The sequence below is a fragment of the Vandammella animalimorsus genome, assembly GCF_002285285.1.
Classification (GTDB): domain Bacteria; phylum Pseudomonadota; class Gammaproteobacteria; order Burkholderiales; family Burkholderiaceae_C; genus Lampropedia; species Lampropedia animalimorsus.
This window is the reverse complement of sequence record NZ_NSJF01000004.1, coordinates 272,590-286,563: the sequence shown is the minus strand read 5'-3', so window position 1 is coordinate 286,563 and position 13,974 is coordinate 272,590. Positions and strand designations below refer to the sequence as shown.

The following is a 13,974-nucleotide window of genomic DNA, read 5'->3' as shown; positions in this document are numbered from 1 at the left end:
CAACTGCCCATGCCTGATTCGAACGCGGTGTTTGCTGGTGCGCAGCGGTCTGCGGCATCGCCCAGCCCGGAGCGCGAGTGCGTGGCCGTATCCATCGTCAGCCACGGCCACGGCCAGTGGATCGAGGCGCTGGTGCGGCAACTGCAGCAGCAGGCAGAGCCCTGCCTGGGCCGCGTGATTGTGACACTGAATGTTCCGGAGCCAGCGCTGCAACAGGCCCTGCAGGCCCTGCAGGCCCAGGGCGCGCTGCCTTTCACACTGGAAATCGTTTGTAATAGCGCGCCCGCTGGCTTTGGCCGCAATCACAATGCCGCCATCGCCACTCTCGCCGCCTGTGCCGACATGCCCACGCACATTTGCATTCTCAACCCTGACGTTCAGCTGCTCGATGCCCAGCCGCTGGCACAGCTGGTGGCGGCGTTGCGCGCGCCGGGCACTGGCCTGGCCTATCCGCGGCTGCTCGATGCCCAAGGTCAGGTGCAGGACAACGAGCGCGCCCTGCCCAGCCTGGGCAATCTGTGGCGTCGGCGCGTGCTGGGGCGTCAGGAGCAGGTGGTGGATTGGGTCAGCGGCGCCTGCATGGTGCTGCGACTGCGCGATTGGCAGCGCCTGGGCGGCTTCGACGAAGGCTTTCACATGTACTGCGAGGATGTGGACCTGAGCCTGCGTGTGCGGCGCGACATTGGCGCCTTGGTGCGCGCCCAGACCCGCATGCAGCATCTGGCGCAGCGCGCCAGCCGCCGCCAGCTGCGGCCGCTGCTGTGGCATGTGCACAGCCTGCTGCGGCTGTGGCGCCTGCCCAGCTTCCGCTGGGCCCGCCACCACCCCAGCGCCCAGCGCCGTGCATTGCAGTGATTTTTTGTACAAGGTCTAAGCGATGCTGTTGCTGTGCGTCTGTGCGTTCTTTGTCACCGCCATCACTGCCGGACTGTTGGTGCGCAGTGCGCGTCGCCATGCCAGGCGCTATCCGGGCGATATGCCGCAGCGCTTCCATATGGGCGATGTGCCGCGCCTGGGCGGCGTGGCGCTGGCCGCAGGCATGGGCGTGGCCATTTGCGTGGGTGTGTTGCAAACCCTGCGGGGTGACGCCGCTGGCCTGCAGCTGGGTTGGTGGGTGCTGTGCTGGGGCCTGTGCATGGTGCCGGCGGTGCTGGGCGGCGTGCTCGAAGATCTGAGCCAGCGCATGGCCGTGCGCTGGCGCTTTGCGCTGACTTTGGCCAGCGCTTTGCTGGCCGTGGCCTGGCTGGGGGTGAGCGTGCCGCGACTGGACATTGCCTGGCTGGATGCCGCCCCCGGGCTGTGGCCCTGGCTGGGCGTGGCCATTGCGCTGCTGGCCATTGCGGGCTTGCCGCACGCCTTCAACATCATCGACGGCTACAACGGCTTGGCCGGCATGGTGGCCATCATCGTGGCGCTGGCGCTGGCGCACGTGAGCATCCAGGTGCAGGACCGCACGCTGGCCGTGGTGTTTCTGGTCACGGCAGCGGCCAGCGGCGGCTTTTTGATCTGGAACTACCCGCGCGGGCTGCTGTTTGCGGGCGACGGCGGCGCCTACCTGTGGGGCAGCGTGCTGTCCATCGGCAGCATTTTGCTGGTGCAGCGCCACCCGATGGTCTCGCCCTGGTTCCCGTTGCTGCTGCTGATCTACCCAGTGTGGGAGACGCTGTTTTCCATGTACCGCAAATGGGTGCGGGGTAGCTCGCCGGGCGTGGCCGATGCACTGCACATCCACCAGCTGATTTACCGCCGCATCGTGCACCGCGTCTTCGATGACGACAACGAGGCGCGCGACATGCTGATGCGCAACAACCGCACCTCGCCCTATTTGTGGGGCTTTACCGTGCTGACGGTGCTGCCGGCCATTCTGTTCTGGCACACCACCTGGGTGCTGTTGGCCTGTTGCGTGCTGTTTGCCGGCCTCTACACCTTTGCCTACATCACCATCGTGCGCTTCAAGGTGCCAGCCTACATGCGCTGGCGCAGCTCGCGCCCGCCGGGCGACGACGACGCTGCGCCGTAATCGCGGCAGAGGCTTAGAACCTGCTCAAAGCCCCTGCAGGGCAGGCAATGGAAGTGGATTGGGGCGGCTTTGGTCTGGCAAAGCCTCGCCATGGCTGGGGGGCCATATGGCGGTGTTTTGCGTTTTGCAGCCCAGTCCAAACCGCTTCTTGCCCACGCGTACCGAGACCGTGAACAGAGGCTCTCAACGATCAAAGCGCGGATCGAAGCGCTCGGCCTGCTCCTGTTCGGTGGGGGGCTTCTGAGCCTGCAGGTACTGGTAGATGTCGCGCACCAGGCGCTCGCAGCCCTCGCGCGCCAGTGCCGAGATCTCGTAGATCGGCCCCTGCCATTGCAGGCCCTGGCGCATTTTGTCGAGCATGGCGCTGCGCGCAGCGTTGTCGAGCATGTCCACCTTGTTGAGCACCAGCCAGCGCGGCTTGTCGTACAGCTGCGGGTCGTATTTGCGCAGCTCCTCGGCAATGGCCTGCACCTGGGCCACGGGATCGACGCTGTCGTCAAACGGCGCCACGTCCACGATGTGCAGCAGCAAGCCGGTGCGCTGCAGGTGGCGCAGGAACTGGTGGCCCAGGCCTGCGCCTTCGGAAGCGCCCTCGATCAGACCGGGGATGTCGGCCACGACGAAGCTTTGCTCCGGCCCTACGCGCACCACGCCCAGGTTGGGGTGCAGCGTCGTGAACGGGTAGTCGGCCACCTTGGGCCGGGCGTTCGAAACCGCCGTGATGAAGGTGGACTTGCCCGCATTGGGCAGGCCCAGCAGCCCGACGTCGGCCAGCACCTTCAGCTCCAGCTTGATGCTTTTGCGCTCGCCTGGCCGGCCCAGGGTCTTCTGGCGCGGGGCGCGATTGGTCGAGCTCTTGTAGTGCAGGTTGCCAAAGCCGCCATCGCCGCCCTTGGCCAGGATGCGCTTTTCGCCTGGCACCAGCAGCTCCATCAGCACGTCGCCGCTGTCGGCATTGCTGACGATGGTGCCCACCGGCACGCGCAGCGTCAGGTCGGCGCCGGCGGCACCGAACATGTCCGAGCCCATGCCGTGCTGGCCGCGCTTGGCCTCATGGCGGCGCGCGTAGCGGAAATCCACCAGCGTGTTGAGGTTGGTGTCGGCCACGATGTAGACATGGCCGCCGCGCCCGCCATCGCCGCCATCGGGCCCGCCAAACTCCTTGAACTTTTCATGGCGGAATGAGGCGCAGCCATTGCCGCCATCGCCTGCCGCCACATCGATATAGGCTTCGTCAACAAATTTCATGATGCGCCCTCTTGAACTGAAGTCATTCACCAACGACAAAAGCCCCGCAGGGCGGGGCTTTTGTCAAAACCACTGCTGCCGCCCGCAGCGTTTGCTACGGGCGCAGACCGATCAGGCCGCAGGGGCGATTTCCACGGTGTGCTTGTTCAGCGCACCCTTGTTGCGGAATACCACGTGCCCATCGACCAGTGCATACAGCGTGTGGTCCTTGCCCATGCCGACATTGGTGCCAGCGTGCATGCGAGTGCCACGCTGACGAACGATGATCGAGCCGGCGCTGACCAGCTCGCCACCATAGGCCTTGACACCCAGCATCTTGGGCTTGGAGTCGCGACCGTTGCGCGTAGAGCCGCCGCCTTTTTTCTGTGCCATGTCTTAATCCTTTCCTGCTGCGTGAGGTGCTGTGTTATGCAGCGATATCGCCAATCTGCAGCTCGGTGTAGCGCTGGCGATGGCCTTGATGCTTCTGGTAGTGCTTGCGACGGCGCAGCTTGAAGATGCGCACTTTGTCGTGCTTGCCCTGCGAGAGCACAGTCGCCTTGACGCTGGCACCGGAAACCAATGGCGTGCCGATTTTCAGATCAGCGCCGTTGCCGATGGCAAGCACTTGATCGAGCACGATTTCCTGGCCCACGTCCGCAGCGATCTGTTCTACCTTGATTTTGTCGCCGGCTGCAACGCGATACTGCTTGCCGCCGGTTTTTATGACTGCGTACATGTGATTCATCCAAAAAACGAGGTTCTTGCCCTGCCTGGCCGCTGCCGGCCAAGAAAGGAAAAAACGCAATGACGGGATTTGCACCTGCCCTACGCGCTGCTGCGTTTGGCCAGCAGCACAATGGCAAAAAGCACCAGGCAGCGCCAAGCCGGGCAAATGAACCGCGCATTGTAGCGGCCTTGGGCCTTTCGTGCAAACCTTTGAAGCATCAATCGCGCGTGACGCGCAGCACTTCCTCGAAGCTGGTGATGCCCGCTTGCACCAGGCGCTGGCCGTCCTCGCGCATCAGTTGCATGCCGTGGGCCAGGGCGTGCTCGCGGATGGCGGCTTCGGCCTGCTCGCCGTGGATGAGGGCGCGGATGGCCTCGTCCACCACCAGCAGTTCGAACAGACCGGTGCGGCCGTGGTAGCCGTTTTGGTTGCAGTGCCCGCAGCCTTTGCCGTGGCAGTGCGTGCAGTATTTGCGCACCAGGCGCTGGGCCAGCACGCCCAGCAGCGAGGAGGAAAGCAAGAACGGCTCCACGCCCATGTCGATCAGGCGCGTGACGGCGCTGGCGGCGTCGTTGGTGTGCAGCGTGGCCAGCACCAGGTGGCCGGTCAGCGAGGCCTGGATGGCGATTTGCGCGGTTTCGAAGTCGCGGATCTCGCCGATCATGATGACGTCCGGGTCCTGGCGCAGGATGGCGCGCAGCGCGGTGGCGAAGGTGAGGTCGATCTTGCTGTTGACCTGGGTCTGGCCCACGCCGGGCAGCTCGTATTCGATGGGGTCTTCCACCGTCATGATGTTTTGCGCGCGCGCGTCCAGCCGGTGCAGCGCGGCGTAAAGCGTGGTGGTCTTGCCCGAGCCGGTGGGGCCGGTGACGAGCAGGATGCCGTGCGGCTGGTGGATGAGGCGCTCGAACTGCGCCAGGGTCTGGCCCTGCATGCCCACGGCTTCCAGGCTCAGGCGGCCTTCGCTTTTGTCCAGCAGGCGCAGCACGGCGCGCTCGCCATGCGCGCTGGGCAGGGTGGAGACGCGCACGTCAATGGCGCGCGTGCCCAGGCGCAGGGCGATGCGGCCGTCCTGCGGCAGGCGTTTTTCGGCGATGTCCAGATCGGCCATGATCTTCAGGCGCGAGATCAGCGCGCCGTGCAGCGCACGGTTGGGCTGCACGATCTCGCGCAGGCTGCCATCGACGCGCAGCCGCACGCTGGAGTGGCGCTCATAAGGCTCGATGTGGATGTCGCTGGCGCCATCGCGCGCGGCCTGGGTCAGCAGGGCGTTGAGCATGCGGATGATGGGCGCGTCGTCGGCGGCTTCGAGCAGGTCTTCCACGGCGGGCAGCTCCTGCATCATGCGGGTCAGGTCGGCCACGCCTTCGACTTCGCTGACCACCAGCGCGGCGTCGGAGTCACCGCCGGAATAGGCGGCGCTGATGCGCTGCGCCAGGGCGGCGGCGTCCAGCGGCTGGGGCTCGAATTGCGGGTAGTTGCGCAGCACTTCGCCCAGCGCGCTGGCATTGGGGCTGGGCCCGTGCCACAGCGTCAGGCGGGTGCCATCGTCCTCCAGCAGCAGCTGGGCGCTGCGGGCAAAGGCATAGGGCAGGGGGTAGTGCAAGGCGGCCATGGGCGACTGAATGGGCGGCGCAGCAGCAATAAGATTGGGCGTTGGCCGCGTCAATCGGCCCAGCCGTCGGATTCGCCGCTGCGCAGCTGGCGCGCATCGACCTGGCGGCCGCCAGCGGGCGGCGCATGCAGGGAGTCGCGCGTCAGGCTGGAGAGCGGCGGCGTGCGCCGCGCCTGACGGGCTTGACGCTCCTTGTCCGACTCCTGCGCCGGGGGCGAGGGCAGTTGCGGCAACTGCGGCAGTTGCGGCGCGGCGTTGATGCTGTCCAGAATCAGATGGCGGCCTGGCTGCACGATGCTTTGGTCGCCTCGGATCATGTCGTAGCGTTCCATGGCCATGGCGTCGCTGCCGGCGCTGTCGTAGATCACGGTGGGGCGCAGGAACACCATCAGGTTGACCTTGTCGCGGGTGCGGCGCTCGCTGCGAAAGGCATTGCCCAGCACGGGGATGTCGCCCAGCAGCGGCACTTTTTCCTGGCGCTGGCCGTAGCGGTCTTCCAGCAGGCCGCCGAGCACGATGATGCCGCCGTCCTCGACCAGGATGTTGGTTTCGATCAGGCGCTTGCTGGTGCTGGGGCCGCTGGCGTTGTTGATGGTGCTGGCCAGCACGTCGGAGATTTCCTGCACCACGGCCAGCTTGACGGTGCCGTTCTCGTTGATCTGCGGCTTGACGCGCAGCGACAGGCCCACGTCCTGGCGCTCGATGGTCTGGAAGGGGTTGACCGAGCCGCTGCCAATGCTGTTGTTGTTGGTGTAGCGGCCGGTGACGAAGGGCACGTTCGAGCCGATCATGATGCGCGCCTCCTCGTTGTCCAGCGTCAGGATGTTGGGCGTGGACAGCACGTTGGCATCGCCCGTGTCTTCCAGAAAGCGCGCCAGCAGGCCCAGCACGTAGGTGCCGCCGTAGTTGTGCGCCAAGCCCAGGTTGATGCCGTTGCCCAGCATGTCCGATGACAAGCTGCCCAGGCCGCCGCGGCCGCGCCGCGCCGCCTCTGCGGCCACGGCCAGGTCGATGATGTTGCCCGTTCCTCGGAAGTTGGTGCCGATGGCGCCCACGTTGGAGTCGCCCTGGCGGCCGATGCCGCCTTGCCACTGGATGCCGAACTCGGCCGCCTTGTCGGCGCGCACCTCCACCACCATGCTCTCGATCAGCACCTGGGCGCGGCGGCTGTCGAGCTTGTCGATCACGGCGCGCAGTTGGCGGTACAGCGGATCGGGCGCGGTGATGATGAGCGAATTGGTGGCCGGGTCGGCCTGGATGATGCCGCCGGTGGAGACGGCCTGGCTCTGACCGAAGTGGGCGCTGCCGCCCTCGCCCAGGGCCGCGCTGCTGCTCAGGCCTGCGCCCGTGGCGCCGGCGGCGGCAGTGCCCTCGCTGCGGCCTGTGCCGGCGCTGCTGCTGCGGCCCTCGTCGGCGCTGCCCTGGCTGCCGCCCAGCCGCCCGGCAGCCAGCGCGGCGCGCAGGGTTTGCGCCAGCTGCTTGGCCTCGGCGTTTTTCAGGAACACCACGTGGATGTTGCCGTGCTCGGCCGAGCTGCCGGGCGCGGGCGGCTGGTCCAGGTGCTGCACCAGCTTGCGGATTTGCGCCAGCCGCGCCGGGTTGGCCGCGCGCACGATGATGCTGTTGCTGCGCATGTCCGAGAGGATGGTGGCGCGAAAGCCCTGCCCGCCGCCCGGCACGGCCGCTGCCGCCTGGCCGCCGCCGTTGGCCACCACGGCCGCGCCCCCGTCGCTGCCCAGCAGGCGCGTGAGCAGTGGCACCATCTCGCTGGCCACCGCGTGCTTGAGGGGGATGACCTCCAGATCCGTGCCCTCGGCCACGTCCAGTGCGGCAATGATCTTGGCGATGCGCGCCAGGTTGTCGGCGTAATCGGTGATCACCAGCGCATTCGTGCCGGGGTTGACGTTGATGGTGTTGTTGGGGCTGATCAGCGGGCGCAGCGTCGGCACCAGATTGGCCGCGCTTTCATAGTTGAGGCGGAAGATCTGTGTGACGATCTGCCCGCCGCGCGGCCCGCGCGCCGGGAAGGCCCCTTGCGAGACGTGCACGCCGCCGCTTTGCAGCTTGGCATCGGCTTCGGGCACCACCTTGTACAGGCCGGCGGCCTCCACCACCGTAAAACCCTGCAGGCGCAGCGCCACCAGGAACTGGTCAAAGGCCGCCTGCGCCGACACCGGGTGCTCGGTGACCAAATTCAGCGTGCCGCGCACGCGCGGATCGACCACCACGTTGCGGCCGGTGATGGTGGCCATGGTGCGCGCCACGGCCTCGATCTCGGCGTTCTCGAAATTCAGCGTCACCGGCTCGCCGCGGCGCACGCTGGGCTGGCCGGCCTGGGCCCAGGCCATGCCCTGGCCAGCCAGCGCCAGGGCCAATGCCAGCGCGCCGCTGGCCAGTGCGGTCTTGGCCTTGGGGAAGGGTGCGGCGCCAGTGCGGTCAGCCGCCTGGGCGGTGTGTAGGAAATCCATGCGGACCATCTAGAAATTCAAAATGGCGCGATCGCCATCGCGGCGACCGAGCAAACTCAGCAGATTGGACAAGGCGGGCAGATGCTCCGGCGTGGCGCTGGCCTGGCCGGCAAAGCGCAGCCGCTGGGCTTGCCAGTGCCCCTGGCCGCTGAGCTGCAGCGGCCCGGCATCGGTCAACAGCTGCAGGCCCAGGGCCTCGCCGCCGTGCATGATAAGGCGATAGCTGCCCAGGGGCCGGATGGTGCTCAGCCGCGACGTGGCGTTTTTCAGCGAGGCCTCCAGCGTGCCTTGCACCAGGCTGCGGCCAGCTGCCCATTGCAGGCGCAAATTCTCTATGTGCAGGCTCAGCTGGCCGTCAAGTTGCAAGGTGTTCCACGGCGCGCCCAGGCCCTGCAGCAGGCTCGACGGCCATTGGCTTTGGTGCGTGGCTATGTGCAGCTCGGCGCGCTGCCAGCCCAGGCGCAGCCGCAGCTGGGCAGGTTCGGCGGCGCAGCAATCGGGCAGCAGCTGCAGCCGGGCGCCCAGCCAGGCCGGGCGCAGCGCCCAGCTCAGGCGGCCGGGCAGGCGCATGCGGTCTTGGCTGCCCGCGCCGCCGGTGAGCACCAGCACGGCCGAGCCATTCCAGAGCGTGCCGCGCGCCTGTTGCAGCTGCACCTGCCCCTGGCTGGCATGCTCCAGCGCCTGGGCCATCCAGCGCGCCGGTGCATACAGGGCCAGCGCCCACAGCATGCCCAGCAGCGCGCCCAGCAGCGCCCAGCGCCCCATGCGGGCCGGTGCGGGCGCTGTACGTGGGTTGCGTTGGCGCTGGCTCATCGCGGTCTGCTCCCGGCCGTGGCGCGGCGCAGCCAGGGCCAGGCCGCAGCAGGTGGCCTGGTGGCGATCATCGGCTGGCTGTGGCAATGCATGACCATGGCCGTGCTGCTCAAGGCTGGGCGCCGCTGGGCAGCGCCAGGACGATGTGCCCGCTCCAGCGTGGCGTGCCATTGCCCGCGTCGCGGCTGAGCTGCACTTGCACGGGCTGGCTGCGCGTGGTCTCGCGCACTTCGCGCAGCCATTGCAGCAGCTGGGCTGCGGGCACGGCGCGCAGGCGCACGGTGGCGCGGTCGCCGGCCACGGTCAGCTGCGGCGCGGCATCGGCGCTCTGGCCGGGCGCGGCCAGCAGGCGTTTGGCGCTGGCCTCCACGGCGGCGGCCAGCGCCGCTGGCGTGCTGCTGGCCGTGGCGCTGCTGGCCAGCTGCTGCTGCAATTGCTGCGCTTGCTGGCGCATGGCCTGCATGTGTTGCAGCTGTTGCTCCAACGCCAGGCGCCGGGGCTCGTAGCCTTGCCAGGTGCGCCAAGCCGGTTGCAGCGCCAGTGCCCACAGCAGCCCGCCAGCCACCACGGCCGCGGCCAGCGCCAGCATGCTGCGCTCGCGCGCCTGCAGGTTGTGCCAGCGTTGGCGCAGCGGCGCCAGCGTCGCGCCGACGCGGCTCGGCCCATGACCGGAGGCTTTGGCGGGGGGCTGTGCAGGGCGGTTCATGGCTGGCCCCTTGTTGGGGTGGTCGGCGCCGGCTCGATCTGCAGGCGGCCTTCGTGCCACTGCGCCAGCAGGCCTTGTGCGGCCAGGCCGTCCTCCCATTGCTGCAGTAATTCGCTGCCATGCGGCAGGCCGCCCAGACGCAACTGGGCGTTTTCATAGTGCAGCTCCTGCGGGCGCATGTCCTCGGGCAGGCCCAGGCCGGCCGCGCCGGCCAACACCTCGAAGGAGCCGGGCGTCAGCGCGCCGCTTTGCTGTTGCAGGCGCTGCAGCTCCTGGCGCATTTGCCGTGGCGCATCGACCACCACCGCCACTTTTGGGAAGGTGCTGCGAAACACCGTATCGACCTGGGCGTGCAGCTGCTGTAAATCGCGGCGCGCCTGCCAGGCCCAGAGTTGGACGCCGGCCAGCTGCACCAGCACCAGCAGGGCTGCGCCCCAGCGTGCCCAGCGCCAGGCCGGGGCGCGCAGAAAATTCTGCAGCCCTTTGTTCAGGTTTTGCCCCAGGCGGTCGCGCCCGCTGTTGGCAAACTGGAACTGCGCCAGGTTCCACGGCGACTGGGCCGCCTGCAGCAGGCGCTGGGGTGGCTCCAGCAACTGCACCGGGCGGCCCAGGCGCTGCTGGGCCAGCTGGTACAGGGCCGGCTCGGCCTGCACGGCTGCGCCGGGTTGGGCCACGCAGTCCAGCGCGGCGGCGCTGGCCGTCAGCGGCAGGGCCAGTACGCCGGCCTGTGGCGTTGGCGCGCTACCGCCCTGGCCGGCGCCTACGGCCACCAGCCAGGGATCGTCCTCGGTGCCGATGGCATACAGGCTGGCGGTCGCCGGCGCGGCGTCGCTGGCATCGGCTGCAGCGGTGGGCTCGTGCGGCGGCGGGGCAAAGGCCGGCACGATGCGTTGTACCTGCAGGCCCTGCTGGGCCAGGGCGGTCACATGGGCTTGCAGGCGCCCGGTCTGGCACACCGCCACCCAGCAAGGTGCGCCAGCGCGCGCCTGTGGCGCCAGCGCAAAGTGCAGTTGCTCGGGCTCGTCGAGCAGCTGGTCTTCCAGCAGGCCCTGCAGCACGGCGCGCAGCCGGGCGCGATCCTTGAGGGCGATCTGCGGCAGCCGCACCCAGTGCCAGGACACATCCTGCACCGGCAGCACCAGCACCACCTCCGTGCCTTTGCCCGGCACAGGCAGCAGGCCCACGGGGCTGTGCCCGCTGTCGCTGATGGTCTGGCCATCGGCGCTGCGCACGAAGGCCCACGGGCTTTGCGCGGGCAGCAGGTGCGAGGGGGCTTCGAGAATCAGGGCGGGCATGTCACTTCCAATCGGCGGGCTATTGTAGTGAGCCCACAGACCATCCCAAGAGCGCATCCGTGGCGGCGGCGCAACCGTTGCGGATCGCGCTGCGTGGGCAGGAGCGGGCTTGAAAAGGCCGCCGACAGCCCCAGATGCCTGCATGGCCAGCGGGCATGGCGCTGGCTGGTCGCGCGGTAGGTAGAATGCGCGGCGGTTTTCACCGCGAGTTCGGCATTGGCTGGCTTGGCTTTTTGGGCTCAGGCGCGTGGCGGACTTTTGATTTGCAATTGATATTTGAAGGCCCCTCGGCCTGGGCTGCGCCCCGGGTGTTGCGAGGTGGTGATTTTTCATGGCCACCAATTTCCTCACCAAGCTGTTTGGCAGCCGCAATGACCGCCTGCTCAAGCAATACCGCAAGACGGTCAACCGCATCAACGCGATGGAGCCCGAGCTGGAAAAGCTCAGCGATGAGGAGTTGGCAGGCAAGACTGCGCAGTTCAAGCAGCGCCTGGCTGCGGGCGAGGGCCTGGATGCACTGCTGCCCGAGGCCTTTGCCGTGGTGCGCGAGGCCTCCAAGCGCGTGATGAAGATGCGCCACTTTGATGTGCAGCTCATCGGCGGCATGGCCTTGCACTACGGCAAGATCGCCGAGATGCGCACTGGCGAGGGCAAGACGCTGACCTCGACGCTGCCGGTGTACCTCAATGCACTGCAGGGCAAGGGCGTGCACGTGGTCACGGTCAACGACTACCTGGCGCGCCGCGATGCGGAGTGGATGGGGCGGCTGTACCGCTTCCTGGGCCTGACGGTGGGCATCAACCTGGCCATGCTGCCCAAGGAGGCCAAGCAGGCCGCCTACAACGCCGACATTACCTACGGCACGAACAACGAATACGGCTTCGACTACCTGCGCGACAACATGGTCTACGAGGCCGGCGAGCGCGTGCAGCGCAGCCTGCACTTTGCCATCGTCGATGAGGTGGACTCCATCCTGATCGACGAGGCGCGCACGCCGCTGATCATCAGCGGCCCGGCCGAGGACAACACCAAGGTCTACCAGGTGATGAACACCATCGCGCCGCAGCTGGTGCGCCAGGAGGGCGAGGCCGACCCGCGCACCGGCGAGGGCGTGATCACCCCGGGCGATTACACGGTGGACGAGAAATCGCGCCAGGTGCACCTGACCGACCAGGGCTATGAGAGCGCCGAGCGCATCCTGGCCGAGCAGGGCCTGCTGGCCGAGGGCGGCTCGCTCTACGACCCCAGCAACATCATGCTGGTGCATCACCTGTACGCTGCGCTGCGCGCGCACACGCTCTTCAACCGCGACGAGCATTACGTGGTGCAGAACGACGAGGTCATCATCGTCGATGAGTTCACCGGCCGCCTGATGGCTGGGCGCCGCTGGAGCGATGGCCTGCACCAGGCCGTCGAGGCCAAGGAAGGCGTGCGCGTGCAGGCCGAGAACACCACCATGGCCTCGATCACCTTCCAGAACTACTTCCGCATGTACGAGAAGCTGGCGGGCATGACGGGCACGGCCGACACCGAGGCCTATGAGTTCCAGGAAATCTACGGGCTGGAGACGGTCATCATCCCGCCCAACCGCAAGAGCCAGCGCGAGGATCAGCTCGACCGCGTCTACAAGACCACCAAGGAAAAATACCAAGCGGCCATTGCCGACATCCGCGAGTGCCACGAGCGCGGCCAGCCGGTGCTGGTGGGCACCAGCTCGATCGAGAACTCCGAAATCATCTCCGGCCTGCTGGAGCAGGCCGGCCTGCCGCACCAGGTGCTCAACGCCAAGCAGCACGAGCGCGAGGCCGACATCATTGCCCAGGCCGGGCGCGAGGGCATGATCACCATCGCCACCAACATGGCCGGGCGCGGCACCGACATCGTGCTGGGCGGCAACATCGAAAAGCAACTGGCCGTGCTGGAGGCTGACGAGGCATTGGACGAGGCCGCGCGTCAGCAGCAAATCGAGGCCCTGCGCGAGCAATGGAAGGCCGACAACGCCAAGATCAAGGGCTTGGGCGGGCTGCGCATCATCGCCACCGAGCGCCATGAATCGCGCCGCATCGACAACCAGCTGCGCGGCCGCTCGGGCCGCCAGGGCGATCCGGGCTCCTCGCGCTTCTACCTGGGGCTGGACGACCCGTTGATGCGCATCTTCGCCGGTGACCGCGTGCGCGCCATCATGGAGCGCCTGAAGATGCCCGAGGGCGAAGCCATCGAGGCGGGCATGGTCACGCGCAGCATCGAATCGGCCCAGCGCAAGGTCGAGGCGCGCAACTTCGACATCCGCAAGCAACTGCTGGACTACGACGACGTCTCCAACGAGCAGCGCAAGGTCATCTACGCGCAGCGCAACGAAATCCTCGACGCCGAGCATGTGAGCGAGTTCATCGCCAACATGCGCCAGGACACCTTCACCGAGCTGGTGCAACGCCATGTGCCGCCCGATTCGATGGAGGAGCAGTGGGATCTGCCCGCGTTGGAGGCCGAGCTGGCCCAGGAATGGGATCTGCACCTGAACCTGGTTGAAAAGGCCCAGGCGGCCGACACCATCGCCGCCGAGGACATCCTGGAGCAGGTGCTGCAGGCGGCCGATGCGGCCTATGCCGAGAAGGTCGAGCGCGTGGGCGCGGCCCAGTTCGGGCACTTCGAGCGTGTGGTGTTGCTGCAAACTTTCGACACCGCCTGGCGCGACCACCTCAGCGCGCTGGACTACCTGCGCCAGGGCATTCACCTGCGCGGCTTTGCGCAAAAGCAGCCCAAGCAGGAATACAAGCGCGAGGCCTTCGAGCTGTTCCGCCTGATGCTGAGCAACTCCAGCGCCGAAGTCACGCGCATCATCATGCGCGTGCGCATCCAGGATCCGGAGCAGGTCGAGCAGGCCGCCGAGAACATGGAGCAAGCCGCAGAGGACATTGCCCAGCGCGCCATCGACCAGACCAACGCCCAGGCCGCTTTTGCCGAGGATGGTCAGCCGTTGCCGCGCGTGGGCCGCAACGACCCCTGCCCCTGCGGCAGCGGCAAGAAGTACAAGCACTGCCACGGCCAGCTGACTTGAGTTGCGCGGTGCGGCGCTGAGGTTCACAGCGCTTGGCGCCGT

General features: G+C 67.5%; 11 protein-coding genes. 3 read left to right on the top strand and 8 right to left on the bottom strand.

What is annotated here, in order from left to right; all coding sequences use genetic code 11:
- The first annotated feature begins 9 nt into the window (after positions 1-9).
- Positions 10-855, top strand: a complete 846-nt coding sequence (locus CK620_RS09525) for a glycosyltransferase (protein ID WP_143326035.1) — start codon at positions 10-12, stop codon at positions 853-855.
- A gap of 22 nt (positions 856-877) precedes the next feature.
- Positions 878-2,020 (top strand): glycosyltransferase family 4 protein, encoded by a 1,143-nt coding sequence (locus tag CK620_RS09520; RefSeq protein WP_095550087.1) that lies wholly within the window; start codon positions 878-880, stop codon positions 2,018-2,020.
- Positions 2,021-2,203: 183 nt separating this feature from the next.
- Here the strand turns inward: CK620_RS09520 and cgtA are convergent, their stop codons facing one another.
- From cgtA to gspL, 8 genes are all read right to left on the bottom strand, one after another.
- Positions 2,204-3,268 (bottom strand): Obg family GTPase CgtA, encoded by a 1,065-nt coding sequence (cgtA, locus tag CK620_RS09515; RefSeq protein WP_095550086.1) that lies wholly within the window; start codon positions 3,266-3,268, stop codon positions 2,204-2,206.
- A 111-nt stretch (positions 3,269-3,379) separates the two neighbouring features.
- Positions 3,380-3,640: a 50S ribosomal protein L27 gene (rpmA, locus tag CK620_RS09510; protein WP_095542078.1), complete on the bottom strand. Its 261-nt coding sequence runs from the start codon at positions 3,638-3,640 to the stop codon at positions 3,380-3,382.
- A 34-nt stretch (positions 3,641-3,674) separates the two neighbouring features.
- Positions 3,675-3,986: a 50S ribosomal protein L21 gene (gene rplU, locus CK620_RS09505; protein ID WP_095540063.1), complete on the bottom strand. Its 312-nt coding sequence runs from the start codon at positions 3,984-3,986 to the stop codon at positions 3,675-3,677.
- A gap of 208 nt (positions 3,987-4,194) precedes the next feature.
- On the bottom strand, positions 4,195-5,583 hold the full coding sequence (locus tag CK620_RS09500) for a GspE/PulE family protein (protein WP_095550139.1): 1,389 nt from the start codon (positions 5,581-5,583) through the stop codon (positions 4,195-4,197).
- Positions 5,584-5,642: 59 nt separating this feature from the next.
- Entirely contained in the window at positions 5,643-8,060 is a 2,418-nt protein-coding gene (gene gspD / locus CK620_RS09495) for a type II secretion system secretin GspD (protein ID WP_095550138.1), read from the bottom strand.
- A gap of 9 nt (positions 8,061-8,069) precedes the next feature.
- Complete coding sequence (gspN, locus tag CK620_RS09490) at positions 8,070-8,873, bottom strand: type II secretion system protein N (protein WP_095550137.1); 804 nt, start codon at positions 8,871-8,873, stop codon at positions 8,070-8,072.
- Positions 8,874-8,982: 109 nt separating this feature from the next.
- Positions 8,983-9,579: a type II secretion system protein GspM gene (gene gspM / locus CK620_RS09485; RefSeq protein ID WP_179290619.1), complete on the bottom strand. Its 597-nt coding sequence runs from the start codon at positions 9,577-9,579 to the stop codon at positions 8,983-8,985.
- The gene (gene gspL, locus CK620_RS09480) at positions 9,576-10,874 is read right to left on the bottom strand and encodes a type II secretion system protein GspL (protein ID WP_172424526.1); all 1,299 of its coding nucleotides are present in this window, start codon (positions 10,872-10,874) and stop codon (positions 9,576-9,578) included. Before gspL ends, gspM begins: the two co-directional genes overlap by 4 nt.
- 331 nt (positions 10,875-11,205) lie before the next feature.
- Here gspL and secA point away from each other — a divergent pair, with 331 nt between their 5' ends.
- Complete coding sequence (gene secA / locus CK620_RS09475) at positions 11,206-13,932, top strand: preprotein translocase subunit SecA (protein WP_095550083.1); 2,727 nt, start codon at positions 11,206-11,208, stop codon at positions 13,930-13,932.
- Positions 13,933-13,974: the final 42 nt, after the last annotated feature.

Bases quoted from the DNA above. Each gene is read 5' to 3' on its own strand.
- CK620_RS09525 (WP_143326035.1), top strand. From the start codon at position 10: ATGCCTGATTCGAACGCGGTGTTTGCTGGTGCGCAGCGGTCTGCGGCA.
- CK620_RS09520 (WP_095550087.1), top strand. From the start codon at position 878: ATGCTGTTGCTGTGCGTCTGTGCGTTCTTTGTCACCGCCATCACTGCC.
- cgtA (WP_095550086.1), bottom strand. From the start codon at position 3,268: ATGAAATTTGTTGACGAAGCCTATATCGATGTGGCGGCAGGCGATGGC.
- rpmA (WP_095542078.1), bottom strand. From the start codon at position 3,640: ATGGCACAGAAAAAAGGCGGCGGCTCTACGCGCAACGGTCGCGACTCC.
- rplU (WP_095540063.1), bottom strand. From the start codon at position 3,986: ATGTACGCAGTCATAAAAACCGGCGGCAAGCAGTATCGCGTTGCAGCC.
- gspD (WP_095550138.1), bottom strand. From the start codon at position 8,060: ATGGATTTCCTACACACCGCCCAGGCGGCTGACCGCACTGGCGCCGCA.
- gspN (WP_095550137.1), bottom strand. From the start codon at position 8,873: ATGAGCCAGCGCCAACGCAACCCACGTACAGCGCCCGCACCGGCCCGC.
- gspM (WP_179290619.1), bottom strand. From the start codon at position 9,579: ATGAACCGCCCTGCACAGCCCCCCGCCAAAGCCTCCGGTCATGGGCCG.
- gspL (WP_172424526.1), bottom strand. From the start codon at position 10,874: ATGCCCGCCCTGATTCTCGAAGCCCCCTCGCACCTGCTGCCCGCGCAA.
- secA (WP_095550083.1), top strand. From the start codon at position 11,206: ATGGCCACCAATTTCCTCACCAAGCTGTTTGGCAGCCGCAATGACCGC.